Annotated in this window: 13 protein-coding genes, 1 tRNA gene and 1 pseudogene; 12 read left to right on the forward strand and 3 right to left on the reverse strand. The window is 49.3% G+C overall.

Features of this window, described 5'->3' with window-relative positions; genetic code table 11:
• Positions 1-16 precede the first annotated feature (16 nt).
• Together ABLV66_RS20020 and ABLV66_RS20025 are read right to left on the reverse strand one after the other, a co-directional pair.
• Positions 17-682: an HAD family hydrolase gene (locus ABLV66_RS20020; protein WP_047056114.1), complete on the reverse strand. Its 666-nt coding sequence runs from the start codon at positions 680-682 to the stop codon at positions 17-19.
• Between the two features lie 80 nt (positions 683-762).
• The gene (locus ABLV66_RS20025) at positions 763-1560 is read right to left on the reverse strand and encodes a sulfite exporter TauE/SafE family protein (RefSeq protein ID WP_348876142.1); all 798 of its coding nucleotides are present in this window, start codon (positions 1558-1560) and stop codon (positions 763-765) included.
• 101 nt (positions 1561-1661) lie between these two features.
• Here ABLV66_RS20025 and ABLV66_RS20030 point away from each other — a divergent pair, with 101 nt between their 5' ends.
• Positions 1662-2459, forward strand: coding sequence for an AraC family transcriptional regulator (locus ABLV66_RS20030; protein ID WP_063414158.1), 798 nt, complete (start codon positions 1662-1664; stop codon positions 2457-2459).
• A 226-nt stretch (positions 2460-2685) separates the two neighbouring features.
• The gene (locus ABLV66_RS20035) at positions 2686-3252 is read left to right on the forward strand and encodes a C40 family peptidase (protein WP_032707509.1); all 567 of its coding nucleotides are present in this window, start codon (positions 2686-2688) and stop codon (positions 3250-3252) included.
• Positions 3253-3316: 64 nt separating this feature from the next.
• Here the strand turns inward: ABLV66_RS20035 and phoE are convergent, their stop codons facing one another.
• Complete coding sequence (gene phoE / locus ABLV66_RS20040) at positions 3317-4369, reverse strand: phosphoporin PhoE (protein ID WP_348876143.1); 1053 nt, start codon at positions 4367-4369, stop codon at positions 3317-3319.
• 289 nt (positions 4370-4658) lie between these two features.
• On the opposite strand from phoE, the gene proB reads away from it, so the two are divergent.
• From proB to ABLV66_RS20090, 10 genes and pseudogenes are all read left to right on the forward strand, one after another.
• Complete coding sequence (gene proB, locus ABLV66_RS20045) at positions 4659-5762, forward strand: glutamate 5-kinase (protein WP_015368077.1); 1104 nt, start codon at positions 4659-4661, stop codon at positions 5760-5762.
• A 10-nt stretch (positions 5763-5772) separates the two neighbouring features.
• Entirely contained in the window at positions 5773-7026 is a 1254-nt protein-coding gene (gene proA / locus ABLV66_RS20050) for a glutamate-5-semialdehyde dehydrogenase (RefSeq protein ID WP_348876144.1), read from the forward strand.
• Between the two features lie 114 nt (positions 7027-7140).
• Positions 7141-7216: transfer RNA gene (locus tag ABLV66_RS20055), tRNA-Thr, on the forward strand.
• A 166-nt stretch (positions 7217-7382) separates the two neighbouring features.
• Positions 7383-7751: pseudogene (locus tag ABLV66_RS20060) on the forward strand (tyrosine-type recombinase/integrase); the annotation flags it as partial.
• Positions 7738-8046, forward strand: coding sequence for a hypothetical protein (locus ABLV66_RS20065; RefSeq protein ID WP_348876145.1), 309 nt, complete (start codon positions 7738-7740; stop codon positions 8044-8046). The pseudogene ABLV66_RS20060 and the gene ABLV66_RS20065, both read left to right, overlap by 14 nt.
• 564 nt (positions 8047-8610) lie before the next feature.
• Entirely contained in the window at positions 8611-10845 is a 2235-nt protein-coding gene (locus ABLV66_RS20070) for an AAA family ATPase (protein ID WP_348876146.1), read from the forward strand.
• 1 nt (position 10846) lies between these two features.
• Positions 10847-11686, forward strand: coding sequence for a DUF3226 domain-containing protein (locus ABLV66_RS20075; RefSeq protein WP_348876147.1), 840 nt, complete (start codon positions 10847-10849; stop codon positions 11684-11686).
• 1088 nt (positions 11687-12774) lie between these two features.
• A complete protein-coding gene (locus tag ABLV66_RS20080; protein WP_015704509.1) occupies positions 12775-13239 on the forward strand; it encodes an STM2901 family protein in 465 nt (154 codons plus the stop codon).
• Complete coding sequence (locus ABLV66_RS20085; protein ID WP_015704508.1) at positions 13233-13559, forward strand: DUF1493 family protein; 327 nt, start codon at positions 13233-13235, stop codon at positions 13557-13559. Before ABLV66_RS20080 ends, ABLV66_RS20085 begins: the two co-directional genes overlap by 7 nt.
• Before the next feature lie 238 nt (positions 13560-13797).
• A protein-coding gene (locus ABLV66_RS20090) for an IS3 family transposase (RefSeq protein WP_348876148.1) occupies positions 13798-14897 on the forward strand; the annotation gives its coding sequence in 2 pieces (ribosomal slippage) (positions 13798-14053 and positions 14053-14897; 1101 coding nt in all).
• Positions 14898-15107: the final 210 nt, after the last annotated feature.

The following is a 15107-nucleotide window of genomic DNA, read 5'->3' on the forward strand; positions in this document are numbered from 1 at the left end:
CAGGGAAAACGTCTCGTTATTCGAGCCGCCACGCCAGCACCGGCCAGCCGTGCCGGGCGTTGGCTGCCAGCAGCTGCGGACACGGGTTGACCAACCGCACGCGATCCGCATGCAGGCACAGGGGCAGGTCGTTTATCGAATCGGTATAAAAAGTGACTTCGCCAGCATAGTCAGGATGCGCCTCGCGCCACTGCGCCAGGCGCGTCACTTTACCCTGCTGATAGCTCGGGGTTCCGGCAATCACACCGCTGTAGCCGCCATCCGCCATTTCAACATCAATACCCAACGCCTGTTCAATCCCCAGCTCGGCGGCTATCGCCTGCACCAGCAGCGTTACCGAGGCGGAGATCACCAACATTTTTTCCCCTCGCACCTGTAGGGTCCGAATAACGTCCCATGCCTGCGGGTAGACCCGCGGCAACACCTTTTCGCGCACGAATCGCGCCACCAGCGTATCCACCTGCGCCTGGGGGATGCCAATCAGCGGCGCCTGAATCAGCGCGACATAATCGGCGATATTCATTTCCCCGCGGTCGTAATCCGCCATCAGCAGCGCTTCGCGCGCCAGATATTCCGGGTCGCTCACCCAGCCTTCACGCACCATGAACTGGCTCCACAGCGTACTACTGTCCCCTTTAATCAGGGTGTTATCCAGATCGAAAATCGTCACAGCATTAGACATCGGTCATTTTCCATAATCAGCAATATAAGCCTGCGAGAGCATGTATAAAGAAGATGACAGGAGCATGATCCGGCTGCGTTTCAGCCTACCCCGCCAAAGCCCATCGCCAGCAGCACCAGTAGCAATAGTAGCGGGTAGATCCGCACGTGCCAGCGATCGGGAAGTTTTGCCAACCAGCACGATGCGCCCCGCAATCCCAGCCAGCTCCCGGCCACCAGCAGTCCGGCCGCCAGCCACCAGATATTACCGATGAAACCGGAGGGCAGCGTCGCCATCGGCGCCATCAGCAGCCACGCCAGGCTGGCGGTCGCCGCCAGCGGCAGGGTCAGCAGGTTGGCCATCGCCGCGGCCTGCGCCATCGTCGCGCCACGCCGGCGCATCAGCGGCACGGTCATCACGCTGCCGCCAACGCCAAGGAAGGCGGCAATCAGGCCAATTCCGCCGCCAAGAATAGTCTCGCGCCCCGCGCTCGACGGTGCGCAAGCCGCCGACGGCGCCATAAAGCCGGGGCGAACGTAGCAATCCACGATGGTCACCGCCAGGTACAAAATGAACAGCCAGCGGATCCACTCGCCGTTGACCCTCAGCGCCAGCGCCGCGCCGGCAATACCGCCGATGGCGATGCCGCCAAGTATCGGCAGCAGGGCGCGCCAGTGAACCGTTCCGGCGCGCAGGTGACGGCCGCTTGCCAACAGCGACGTGCACAGCATCACCAGCGCCGACGTTGCTACCGCTATTTGCATCGCCTGACCGCCTACTGCGCCCTGATGGCTCAGTAGCAGGTAAAGCAGCGGCACGGTAACAAAGCCGCCGCCGAAACCAAACAGCCAGGTGGTTATCCCGGACAACAGTCCGCAAACAAAAAGCCCAAATATCATCTACCGTTCCTCCATTCAGGGAGGTAACGATATAGAATAGCGGAATGGCTGACTTACGATTAATGGCCAATATATTACGATTTTCAGCCAGGGGAGTATGCATGCGTAATATCGCGATTAACGAAGTCGATCATCTGCCGCGCCGGGTATTGGGTCTGGGGAGCGATTATCCGCCTGACACCCTTTTACCGCGCCATCATCACCGGCGAGCGCAGTTTCTTTATGCCGTGAATGGCTTGATGAAAGTCGAAACCGATGACGGTCAGTGGCTGGTGCCGCCGTTCAGCGGCGTATGGATACCCGCTAACAAACCGCATCGCGTCTGGATGCCGGGCGTGAGCACCCATAGCCTGTATATCGAACCGCAGGATGCGCCGCGCGCCGGGGTACGCTGCGAAGTGTTGCAGGTTTCGCCGCTGCTGCATCAACTGCTGTTGGCCGCCTGCCAGCTGCCGCTGTTGTATGAAGAGAGCGGGCATGATGCGGCGCTTATCGCCCTATTACTGTTTGAACTGCAGGCCGCCCCGCCGCTGCCGCTGTTCACCCCGTTACCGCAACATCCGCGGCTGGCTGACTTATGCAGCGCGTTTCTCCTTCAGCCGGACATTCACAGTACGCCGGAGCAGTGGGCCAAAAAGATGAGTCAAAGCCTGCGCACCTTCAACCGCCGCTTTTTGCAGGAGACCGGGATGGCGTTTCGCGACTGGCGTCATAAAGCCTGCCTGATGTACTCCCTCAGCGCCCTGCGCGAAGGCCGTAGCATTACCGACGTGGCATTAAGCCTTGGCTATGAGCATCCGGCGGCGTTTACCGCCATGTTTCGCAAAGCGATGGGCTATGCGCCAGCCTCTTTTATCCGCCATCTTAAAGGAGGAACGCCTGCCTCTCGCGCCAGATAAATAAGAACATCCTGATTCTGGCCTGTTATATTTTGATTTAGATAGCAAACATTTATTAATAAATAAAATCACCGCGTTCAATGTCTGACAAATTTGCTAATTACAGCACCGGCGGATTTATGCCTGTGCTACGTAAGTTTTCGTAAATTTTGCGTTTCATCATTCTGACGTTTCCGTGAATACGTTATAAATGGCGACGGTCGATCCCTAACATGAAAATAACGACATGAAGCCCAAACTCACCCACGCTTTATTACTTGTTCCTTTATTGATTTTGGCAGGATGTTCATCTTCCCCAAAAAAACCGCCCAAGGCGGTGGCGCAGCATCATTACGAGCCTATCGACAGCGGCTCCGACGATCTGATACCGGTGCTGGCCGCCCTGCACGATCAGATGCATACCTGGGACGGCACCCCTTATGAATGGGGCGGCACCGACCAGAGCGGCGTTGACTGTTCCGGCTTCGTCTGGCGTACGCTGAAGGACCGCTTCAATCTGCCAATGGACCGCGTGACCACCGGCGATCTTCTGCATATGGGCGTGCGCGTTAGCAAGCAGCAGTTGCGGCCTGGCGATTTAGTCTTCTTCCGCATTCACGGCGGCATGCACGTCGGTTTCTACGATACCGACCATAACTTCCTGCACGCCTCCGCAAGCCAGGGCGTCATGCGTTCGTCGCTGGATAATCCGTACTGGAACCGCGTATTTTATCAGGCGCGGCGCTTGCCGAAGGAATATAACGCGCAGATCACTATGAATAACGACAATCTGCATCTGGCGAAAAACCGCTAATCCTGACAAATAAAAACCGCGGCGCTCAGGGCCGCGGTTTTTATTTTTCTTGCGCTCAGTTTTATCAGAACTGATAGGTCATCCCCAGCGCGACGATGTCGTCATCGTTAATACCGAGCTTATTATCACTCTTCAGCTGGTTAATTTTGTAATCGACAAAGGCGTTCATGTTTTTGTTGAAGTAGTAGGTCAGGCCGACGTCAATATAGTTGACCAGGTCTTCGCTGCCGACACCTTCAATATCTTTGCCTTTCGACAGTACATAACCCAGAGACGGACGCAGGCCGAAATCGAACTGATACTGGGCGACCACTTCAAAGTTCTGCGCTTTATTAGCAAAACCACCGCTGATCGGCGTCATCTTGCGGGTCTCAGAGTACATTGTCGCCAGGTAGATATTGTTGGCGTCGTATTTCAGACCGGTGGCCCAGGCTTCCGCTTTGGAGCCCTGGCCGCGCGCCAGCAGGTTCTGATCGTTGGTACGGTCAGAACTGGTATAAGCCGCGCTGACGGCGAAATCACTGCCGCCGAAATCATAGCTTAAAGAGGTACCGAAGCCGTCGCCGTTCTGTTTTTTCGCTTCGCGGCCTTCGTTTTTACCCTGGTATTGCAGGGTCATATTCAGACCATCGACCAGGCCGAAGAAATCGGTGTTGCGGTAGGTCGCCAGGCCGCTAGCGCGTTTGGTCATGAAGTTATCGGTCTGCGCGGAAGAGTCGCCGCCGAACTCCGGGAACATATCGGTCCAGGCTTCAACGTCGTACAGCGCGCCGAGGTTACGACCATAGTCAAATGATCCAAACTCTTTTAACTTCACGCCGGCAAACGCCAGACGGGTTTTCTGCGAAGAATCGCTTTCGGTTTTATTGCCGGAGAATTCGGATTCCCAGCGGCCATAACCGGTCAGTTGATCGTTGATCTGCGTTTCGCCTTTGATACCGAAGCGAACGTAGGTCTGGTCGCCATCCTTGCTGTCATAATCGCTGAAGTAGTGCATGGCTTTCACTTTGCCGTACACGTCCAGTTTATTGCCGTCTTTATTGTATACTTCCGCTGCCTGTGAAGCCGAAGAAGCAACAAAACCCATCATCATTAATGCCAGTGAACGCTTTTTCATTATGTGGTCCTGGTGATTTATCTACACGCGCTAATCAATTCCGGGCGAAGGCCCCGTCAAAAACTGGAGGTTTTTTAACGCTGTAGTGTTAAATATTTATGACGAAATGGAACTTTTTATAAAAAAGAATGTTTAAATATTTCCGTCATAAATATGTCACCTTGCCTGCGCAGAATGCCCGATCCGCGCAATAAAATGGCTTGACCAATACGCCAGCAGTTGGCAAGCGGCCTGACTCCTGTTACAACATCAGCTCGATCTCGATATTCCTTTTGAACGGCAGAAAATCATGAGTGATAGCCAAACGCTGGTGGTAAAACTGGGCACCAGTGTTTTAACGGGCGGATCCCGCCGCCTGAACCGCGCCCATATCGTTGAGTTAGTGCGCCAGTGCGCGCAGTTGCATGCCATGGGGCACCGCATTGTGATTGTGACTTCCGGGGCCATCGCCGCCGGACGTGAACACCTCGGCTACCCTGAACTGCCCGCCACCATTGCCTCAAAACAGCTGTTGGCGGCAGTCGGCCAAAGCCGTCTTATCCAGCTGTGGGAACAGCTTTTCTCTATTTACGGCATTCATGTCGGCCAGATGCTGCTGACCCGTGCCGATATGGAAGATCGCGAGCGGTTCCTCAACGCCCGCGATACCCTGCGCGCGCTGCTGGATAACAACATCGTGCCGGTCATTAATGAGAATGACGCCGTCGCCACCGCTGAAATCAAAGTCGGCGACAACGATAATCTTTCCGCCCTGGCGGCCATTCTCGCCGGCGCCGATAAACTGCTGCTGTTGACCGATCAGCCGGGGCTCTTTACCGCCGACCCGCGCAGCAATCCGCAGGCCGAGCTTATTAAAGATGTCTACGGCATCGATGACGCGCTGCGCGCCATCGCAGGCGATAGCGTTTCCGGCCTCGGCACCGGCGGCATGGGCACCAAACTGCAGGCCGCGGACGTCGCCTGTCGCGCTGGCATCGATACTATTATCGCCGCCGGCAACCGCCCGGACGTTATCGGCCACGCGATGGAAGGCCTGCCGGTGGGCACCTGTTTCCACGCTCAGGAATCACCGCTGGAGAACCGCAAACGCTGGATCTTCGGCGCGCCGCCGGCCGGTGAAATCACCGTCGATGCCGGGGCGACCCAGGCTATTCTGGAAAGAGGAAGCTCATTGCTGCCAAAAGGCATCAAAACCGTCAGCGGGAATTTCTCCCGCGGCGAAGTTATCCGAATCCGCAGTAGCGAAGGCCGCGATATCGCCCACGGCGTGAGCCGCTATAACAGTGACGCCCTGCGCCTGATCGCCGGGCAGCACTCGCAGCAAATCGATGCCATCCTCGGCTATGAATACGGCCCGGTGGCCGTCCATCGTGACGATATGATTACCCGTTAAGGAGCTGAAAATGCTGGAACAAATGGGCATTGCGGCCAAAGCGGCCTCTTACCAACTCGCGCTGCTTTCCAGCCGCGAGAAAAATCAGGTTCTGAACAAGATTGCTGATTATCTGGAAGCGCAGACCGAAGAGATCCTGCGCGCCAACGCCGAAGACCTCAGCGACGCCCGCGCCAATGGCCTGAGCGACGCGATGCTCGATCGCCTGGCGCTGACGCCGGCGCGCCTGCGCGGCATCGCCGATGACGTGCGTCAGGTGTGTAGCCTGGCGGATCCGGTCGGCCAGGTGATTGACGGCGGTCTGCTGGATAGCGGCCTGCGTATCGAACGTCGTCGCGTGCCGCTGGGAGTGATCGGCGTGATTTATGAAGCGCGGCCGAACGTGACCGTCGATGTCGCCTCTCTGTGCCTGAAGACCGGCAACGCGGCTATTCTGCGCGGCGGTAAAGAGACCTGGCGCACCAACGCCGCGACGGTGAAAGTGATTCAGCGAGCGCTGCAGGAGTGCGGCCTGCCGGCTGCCGCGGTGCAGGCAATCGAGAGCCCGGATCGCGCGCTGGTCGGCGAAATGCTGAAGATGGATAAATACATCGATATGCTGATCCCGCGCGGCGGCGCAGGCCTGCATAAGCTGTGCCGCGAGCAATCCACCATCCCGGTGATCACCGGCGGTATCGGCGTGTGCCATATTTTTGTCGACGATTCGGCAGAGATCGCACCGGCGCTGAAGATCATCGTGAACGCCAAGACCCAGCGCCCGAGCACCTGCAATACCGCCGAGACGCTGCTGGTACATCGTAATATCGCCGATACCTTCCTGCCTGCGCTGAGCAAACAGATGGCGGAGAGCGGCGTGACGCTGCATGCCGATCCGGCCGCCCTGCCCCTTCTGCAGCACGGTCCGGCGAAGGTGGAGCCGGTGAAAGCGGAGCAGTACGACGATGAGTATTTATCGCTGGATCTGAACGTGAAAGTTGTTGCCGATCTCGATGAGGCGATTGCCCATATTCGTGAGCACGGCACCCAGCATTCCGATGCCATTCTGACGCGTACCCTGCGCCATGCGAATCGCTTTATTAATGAAGTGGATTCGTCGGCGGTATACGTTAACGCTTCTACCCGCTTCACCGACGGCGGCCAGTTCGGCCTCGGCGCGGAAGTGGCGGTCAGCACCCAGAAGCTGCACGCCCGCGGGCCGATGGGTCTTGAAGCGCTGACCACCTATAAGTGGATTGGCTTCGGCGACGATACCATTCGTGCTTAACGCTAAGCGGGTGATGCAAAAGTAGCCGTTTGATTCGAAAGGGCATTGACGCATCACCCACTTAGTTTTAACCTTCTACCCCGTGCTTCACGCAGGTGAACGCGTCCTTTCAGGGCCGATATAGCTCAGTTGGTAGAGCAGCGCATTCGTAATGCGAAGGTCGTAGGTTCGACTCCTATTATCGGCACCATTCTAACGTCTCCCCAAGTCTACTAAAGTTCACTAAAACCCCTTATACTCTGCGCTTTGCAGCCCCTTTTAGTATTTCTACGTCTACTAAAGTTCCCTGAAATCTACGGTCGTTTGGGGGTACTTATGGGGGTATTTGCTGTTCGGTCTAGAGGAGGTACCCCCAAGTGAAACTAAACGCCCGGCAGGTGGACGCCGCCAAACCTAAAGATAAGCCTTTCAAGCTGGCTGATTGTGGTGGTTTGTATCTCCTGATTAAACCTAATGGCGGCAAATACTGGCGGCTCAAGTATCGTGTAGCCGGTAAAGAGAAGCTGTTAGCGCTGGGTGTGTATCCTGAAGTCACGTTGGCCGATGCTCGGGCAAAACGTGAAGAAGCCAAAAGGGGTATCGCTGGGGGTATCGATCCTATGGAAGCGAAACGGGAAGACAAGATCGCCCGTGAAACGCAGTTAAACAACACCTTCAAAGATATTGCCCTTGAGTGGCACAGCAACAAACTAAAAAAATGGTCTGCTGGGTATGCTTCAGATATGGAAGCATGACGGCGGGAAAGAGCTGCCGGCTGATAATGATGCTGGCCTGCGAATAGAGGCCGCAGCCGCTGAGCTGGGTTTTGATGTTCAGCACGAGCCCGATGAACTATTGCTGATTCTCTTCCGGCCAGATGAAGAAACCCACAGCTTCTATGGCAAAGACCGTGCAGCAGGCGCTTTACGGTTTCTTCGTTCTGAGCTGGCTTACGTTGCCACAATGCACCCCGATACGCTGGATGACTGGAACAAAACTGGTTTAATGTCACTCTGCCTGCTGGACGGCGAAAAACTGTAAACCCCCAGCCCCTCAAACTTGACACTTTTTCGCGAGAAACTGGGAAAAGTGTCAACCCAACATAACGGATCCTGACGCCTACGAACAGCAGCTACAGCAGAAGTGTAAAGGGCTGGCGTTGAGATTTGTTTAGCCTTGGCTGTTAGCTTTTGTTAATCCTGATGCGAAGCAGGGCAGGTGTCAGCCTGTTATGGTTTGTTATGCCTTACTAGGGAAAACTAGGGAAAACTAGGGAAAAGTGACAATCGCTCCCCCTTCAGAAAACTTCAGGTGCAGCTCGTTGGATGCATCTGTCAAAACTTGTCACTCACCGGCACCGCCAACGGGGATTTTTGTCCAGACGCGTTCTAAGTTACAGTTGCTTAAGTCAGGAATTTTAGGGGCTATTTTTTAAATAGCCTGATGTGCTTGAGTAGTACAATGTCAGGATTGTTGTTTGGCACTTCCCAAGAAAGCATACTCGTGGCGAATGCCTTGCTTAGAAGTAAGCTACTGAGAGAGCGCGGTAGTTGAACAATTGTTGCTGCTATTATAGATTGAATCAAAAGAAAACAGGTGGTTACCATGACTACAGAATCAGTTAAAGATATACCGAGAAGTACTCGACTGAGCAGGAATCTAAAGAATCTTTATTTAGATCCGAATAATTATCGATTTGTTGACAATGAAAATCACAAATTTGTGGGAGAAGATAATCTTCTAGATGCTCAAGTGCAGAAGAGAACTCGCACTTTTATCGAAGGTCGCGGGCAGGAAAATATCCGGGATCTCTTGGCAAGTTTCAAAGCAAATGGGTTTTTAGATGTAGATATTATTCAGGTTAGAGAGTTAGGTGATAATAAATATTTAGTATTGGAGGGCAATCGCCGAGTAACAGCCCTTAAGGTTTTACAAGAGTTTTATGAAAGCGGTTTCGATATTGGCAATCTTGATCCTTCGATCTTCAGAAGCGTTCCATTTGAAATTCATAGTAAAGAGGAAAACGAGAAACATCTCATTGTAATGGGTTTAAAACACATCAGTGGGAATAAAAAATGGTCTACTTTTAATCAGTCAAAGTTACTCTATGATTTTTTAAAGCCTTATGAAAGCTCTCCTCGTGAAGATTATATTAATAAGGAAAACGAGTTAGTAAACTCACTAGGAATAACAAAGCACCGTTTAAGATCGATGTTGCGTGTTTATAATCTCATCCAGTCTTACAAGATGAGTGATTTTAGTGAGCAATTTTCACCTGAGATGGTGGGTATTTTTGAAGAGATTATGAAAAAACCAGTTATTAAAAACTGGTTAGGATGGAATGATTCGGGTTATTTTGCAACTAATGAAACAAACTTAGAAAGGCTTTTTTCATGGATCTCTAAGACTGAAGTATATGCAGAACCACAAGAGGCTGACGAAGAAAATGATTTCAACAATGACGACGATTATAAAGAACTCGAGCCGATAATAACGAAATCACTTGAGGTTCGTGATCTTGCTCTTTTCATAGAAAATGAGCACGCATTGAAAGTGATGGAAGATGAAAGAAGTCTTGCTAGAGGTTTGGTATCTAGTGGTTCAGTTGATAAACAAAATTATCAAAATGCTCTTTCAAGTCTTTCTGAGTCATTGCGTAGTTTGGCTACTTATAGAACGTTGATAAGTGCTGATGACACAAAGTTTTTGGATGAGGCTAAGGATAATTTATCAAAGATCATCCCTAAGAAAAATAGCTTAAATATCGAAGGGGGTAATTTTACTACAGTATTCGAATATGGTGTGAAATCGCACTTTGAGAGCATAAAGATCCATAAATATAAGAAGTTAAAAGGTTTTGAAATTAATGGTCTGAATAGGGTCAATATATTTGCTGGTTTTAATAATACCGGTAAGACAACTTTGCTGGAAGCTATATATCTTCTAACACAAAGAAATGATATGGCCTCACATTTCAAACTTATTAGACAGAAAAACAAGTTCAATTCATTAAGTCCTGTCTTTTTAAATGCTGTTTTCCAAGATAAAATAGCTATTGATGGGATTTTCAATGATGTCGAAGTTTCTGTTCGGATGGAGAAGTTCGACGAACCAACTGTTGATAAAAAAGATGATTATATCGCTTCATATAAACTCACTTCACAAATAGATGGTACAGTAATTTCGAACTTAGTTCATACATATGTCCATGAAAGTATGATAAGAATATCTGATCAGGTATCTCATCTTTGTTCGTCCTCTTTCAAGAGTCCATATTTCTATGATATAGAAGATTCTATTAGTGATTACAATCGAAGCGTTGAACTAAAAGTTCAATCTAGCGAAGGTCTTTCACAGACCGCAATCAATCTTGTAATCGACTTTATGAAGCGTGTAGAAGAAAGTGTCGTTGACATACGTTATACCGAGGACATGGATGTAAAACGTTTCTTGGTTGAATCGAAATACTCCTCAGAGCGTAGTTTTGATCTAACTACCTACGGTGAGGGTATTCAACGTATTTTTTACATAGCTTTAGCATTTGCTTCTTGTAGAAACGGAGTCATTCTAATCGATGAGTTTGAAACAGCAATCCACTTCAGTCTATTAAAAGAATTTACACGCTTAACCCAAGAGCTTGCAGAAACATTTAATGTCCAAGTTTTTTTAACCTCTCATTCACGCGAATGTATAGAAGCATTTGTAGAAAATGGATATAAAACTCAGGATGTTACTGGTTTCCAGATGGTGAATCAAGGTAATCAAATAATCTCAAAAAGAATAGTTGGAGAGCGTTTTAAGTATCTTGTGGAAACTATTGCTCTGGATATTAGGGGTTGATATGACTATAAAAAATAAAGTAGTCGTGGTTGTGTGCGAGGGACAACACGATATATCGTTTATAAGTAGAATTCTACATACAGCTGGATTTAAAACGGATAATAGGAAGATTAAAGATTTCCCAAGCCCTTTTAATGCTCTTTTTGCTGGAATAGCGAGTAAAATGATATTGGCTGATAGGAAGTTAGGGTATCAGAGCCCTAATTTTCTTTTGCCCTCAGTTGCTCTTGAAATGGATGGGAAAATTGTTTTCCTGCATAGCCTTAGCGGTGATGGTCGCAGTGTTGAAAGAAGTAAATTAATTTCATTGTATTCAGGTCTGATTGGAGATGATGATTTTTCAGTTGATATAAATTACGACTTTAGATTCTTATTCTTTTTTGATGCTGATGATATAGGTGTACAAACGCGACTGACACAAATTAGAGAAGAGTTAGAATTAACTGAACCATTATCAAATGGCGCTGTGGCGACTAAAGGTAATTATGAAGTCGGGTGCTACATTTACCATGCTAATCAGAGTGATACAGGTGTTCTTGAAGATATTTTGATTGGTCATTTTGCAAGTAAAGACCAAGACTTATTAGAACATGTTTCTCAATTTTTGACTGAACATGTATTAGACGACGAAAGGACAAAGGAATTGCATGTCGTTGACGGAAATGAACAGAGGAAAGGAGCATCAAAGTATTCTGAGAAAAAGTCCAAGGTTAATTTATTTGGACAGCTTCAATTTTCAGGTATGAATAACTCTGTGATTATCGCCAAAAGCGATTTCCTTAGAAAGGCTGATTTAGAAAGTTGCCCGCAATGCTTGATGATAAAGAATATGTTTAGATAGCGAAAGCTGGCGAGAATGTGCAGCTTATCTTGACATTTATTTCTTTGAAAAATAAGAAATATACGATCTATGTTACCCACCCTCTGATTAACTGTAAAATTAGAGGGTTTAAAAATTTATTTAAGCATCGCCTATCAATTAAGTAACTAGTAGTGATCGGTAACTAAACTGCGTTTAGATAATTTTTTTGTATAAAAATTAAACTGCGTAAAAGAATGTGGGGGTACTTTTGGGGGTATTAGTTTATACAAAACAAGATAATCTCTTATAATACAGTAGCTTGTGTTGTGTGTTTTGTTCCCATTATCACTATCTAATAAAATCAATCACTTAGCGTAAAAAATCTAACGGATTGTATCTTCAATTATCATCCTTGATAACTCTTGGTAAATGCTTTTGCGTTGTATCGGCTCAAGTATTGTACAACGTACTGGCGGGTAGTTACCAGGCTCAAGCCCGAACAGCATTAGAAATTTTGCCATCCCTTGAAGCTGAAAGAGTTGCCGGACTCTCTAAACACGTCACTTGAACCCTTAGCGATACGTTCCGCGCTTCGTGCGGCGCTCAATGATGCTATACCTTGTGAAAGGTCGCAGAGAATAAACAGGCGTAATGTTGGGAAGACTAACCGGATCGGGAATGAATCCGGCTCTGCCACGGTTTCGATCACCGGAGTATAACGATCACCTGATAAGAGAACATGCTAAGGCTTTATCCTCCCTGCGAAGGGATTCAACCTGCGGAAGCGCTACGCGCCGCCTTTTCTTATGTGCCCAACACGGCACGTAATGGTCATCTATTATCTGCACCATTGTAACTTTCGTTGTACTGTCTCTCTGCTGTACGTTGCGCGCTGGCAGATTCAGCGGAGGAGATATCATGTCAAAAGCTAACCAAAAAGCAGCTACGAAGCGCAACAACCGTAAGATTCACGCTCGTAAATTCCGGGCAGCACCAGAGGGGAAAGCCTGGCTTGAAAGCGAGAGGAAATCAAGCTGGCACGAGCGGCTAACAACATGTTTTAGAGGTGACTGTATGAAAAGCAGCCGTTATGATTGCAATACATTCAGAGTCAAAAGGATTTGGACGTGGATACAGTCGAGGAACTTAACGGAACATACTTCTATGCGGGGCGTTCAAACCTCACCGCCTCCGAGCTATTTTTCATGGTCTTCTGTGAAAATGTTGTTGATCAACTTGGTTTAGGTCTTGTTGATTTCGGTGCTGTAGTTGCCATTGTATCTGGGCGTAATACTCTCCCTACAAGGGCAAAACCAAACGGTGCTGAAAAGGGAACATCATATGCGTCTAAAGCCTCGCGAAAAGTGTTCAAAAAAGCGCAGTTCCCTTTCGGTATCAAACTACCTTCCGTTATTGGTGGTTATCCACCTTCTACAATCAGAATCAGGGCGGTAGCTAACATTGGAACCTTTACGGGCAGGGCTATTCCTGTCGTGGGGTGGGTTATCTTAGCTTCTGATATCTCTCAAATCACCTATCGCACTATCCGAGACTACAACGCTATAGCGCGGGGTAACGATAAGTTATGGTAAACAATGTTGAGCAGCGCGTTTATGAGCTTGTACGGCCTTACGCTGGCACGTACCTATTCAAGTTCAAGAAAGTAGAGCTAACACCTGAAACGGATCTTGATACTGATTTGAGTCTTGATGAGCTTGAAGCTGGTGAGTTAATGGATAAGTTTTTCGATGCGTTCAAGGTTGAACGGGGAAACTTTAAAATAGAAACTTACTATCCTGATCAGCCTGTTTCATGGAATCCATTTAAGAAAACAGAGCCTGTTCCTGTACCAGATTTCAATGTTGGTATGCTGATCGAATCAGCTAAAGCCGGAAGATGGTTGTACGAATAAGGGGCGCACCGCCCCCAGTAAATGCTAACTTATTTATCCGTAATAAAATTAAGAATTCTTTACATGGATTAAAAGAAGATTAAGAAATGATTGAGTTGACATCAGGGGTTGTTAACTTCATTTTAAATAAAATTGGGTTGATTTTTTCCTTAGCTGCATTGATCTCCTCCCTGAAAACAGTACCAGTCTAAACTGAAGTATCCGGTCTTTCTTCCATCTCACAGAGAGGCACATCGCCATGAAAAAGACCCGTTATACCGAAGAACAGATCGCGTTTGCGCTGAAACAGGCCGAAACCGGCACCCGCGTCAGGGAAGTCTGCAGAAAGATGGGCATTTCTGAGGCCACGTTTTACAACTGGAAGAAGAAATTCGCCGGTCTGGGCGTAACGGAACTGCGCCGTCTGCGGCAACTGGAGGATGAAAATCAGCGGCTGAAGAAACTGGTGGCAGACCTGAGTCTGGACAAGGAGATGCTGCAGGAGGTACTGAAACAAAAGTTCTGAGGCCGGCTCAGAAGAGCCTGGCGGTGCATTTTCTGCTGGAGGCCTATCATATCAGTGTCCGCCGGGGATGCGGGTTGCTGATGCAGAGCAGAACTGTCTACCACTGGCAGAGCCGGCGTGACGATCGGGCGATAACCCTGCGTATCCGGGAAATAGCGGAAACCCGGATACGGTACGGTTGCCCGCGTATTCATATCCAGTTGCGGCGGGAAGGCTGGCAGATTAACCACAAGAAAACACACCGGATTTATTGTCTGGAAGGCCTGAATTTGCGCAGAAAGCGCCCCCGCAGGCATGTCAGTGCCGCACGCCGCCAGCAGCGCCCGGCCCTGACGCATATCGATCAGTGCTGGAGTATGGATTTCGTGTCGGATAGTCTGTTTAACGGGCGGCGTTTTCGGGCGCTGACCGTAGTGGATAATTTTAGTCGGGAGTGTCTGGCGATCCATGCCGGAAAATCGCTGAAAGGCGAGGATGTGGTCAGCATAGTGGAAGCATTACGGGTGCTGGATAAACGCCTGCCGGTGCGTATCCAGACGGATAACGGCAGCGAGTTCATCTCGAAAAGTCTGGATAAATGGGCGTATGAGCACTGTGTCACGATGGACTTCTCCCGTCCCGGGAAACCGACCGATAACCCGTTTATTGAGTCATTTAACGGCAGCCTGCGGGACGAATGTCTGAACATTCACTGGTTCCTGTCACTGGAAGATGCGCAGGACAAACTCGACAAGTGGCGCAGGGAATATAATCATGAGAGGACGCATTTATCACTAAATGACATGACTCCGGCTGAATTTATCCGGAGTCTGCAAAAAGACGAAGATCTCTGATTTAGCACTGCACTGAATTTGGGCCAAGGTCAAAAAAACGGAACTCTCAAAAAGTGCGTGGAACTAAAACAGGTGTGCTTACAAGATGACGTTGCAAAGCATGGTTAGAACTGAAGAAGGTTGAAGAGGCTGTATTAAAACTTGTCTCTGATGCAAGGAAGTTTATCTAACGGGGCTTGATGGCTGGTATTGTCCAAAACCAGCCATGAT

Origin of the sequence: Klebsiella sp. CN_Kp073 (assembly GCF_040065495.2) — a bacterium.
GTDB lineage: Bacteria > Pseudomonadota > Gammaproteobacteria > Enterobacterales > Enterobacteriaceae > Klebsiella > Klebsiella aerogenes.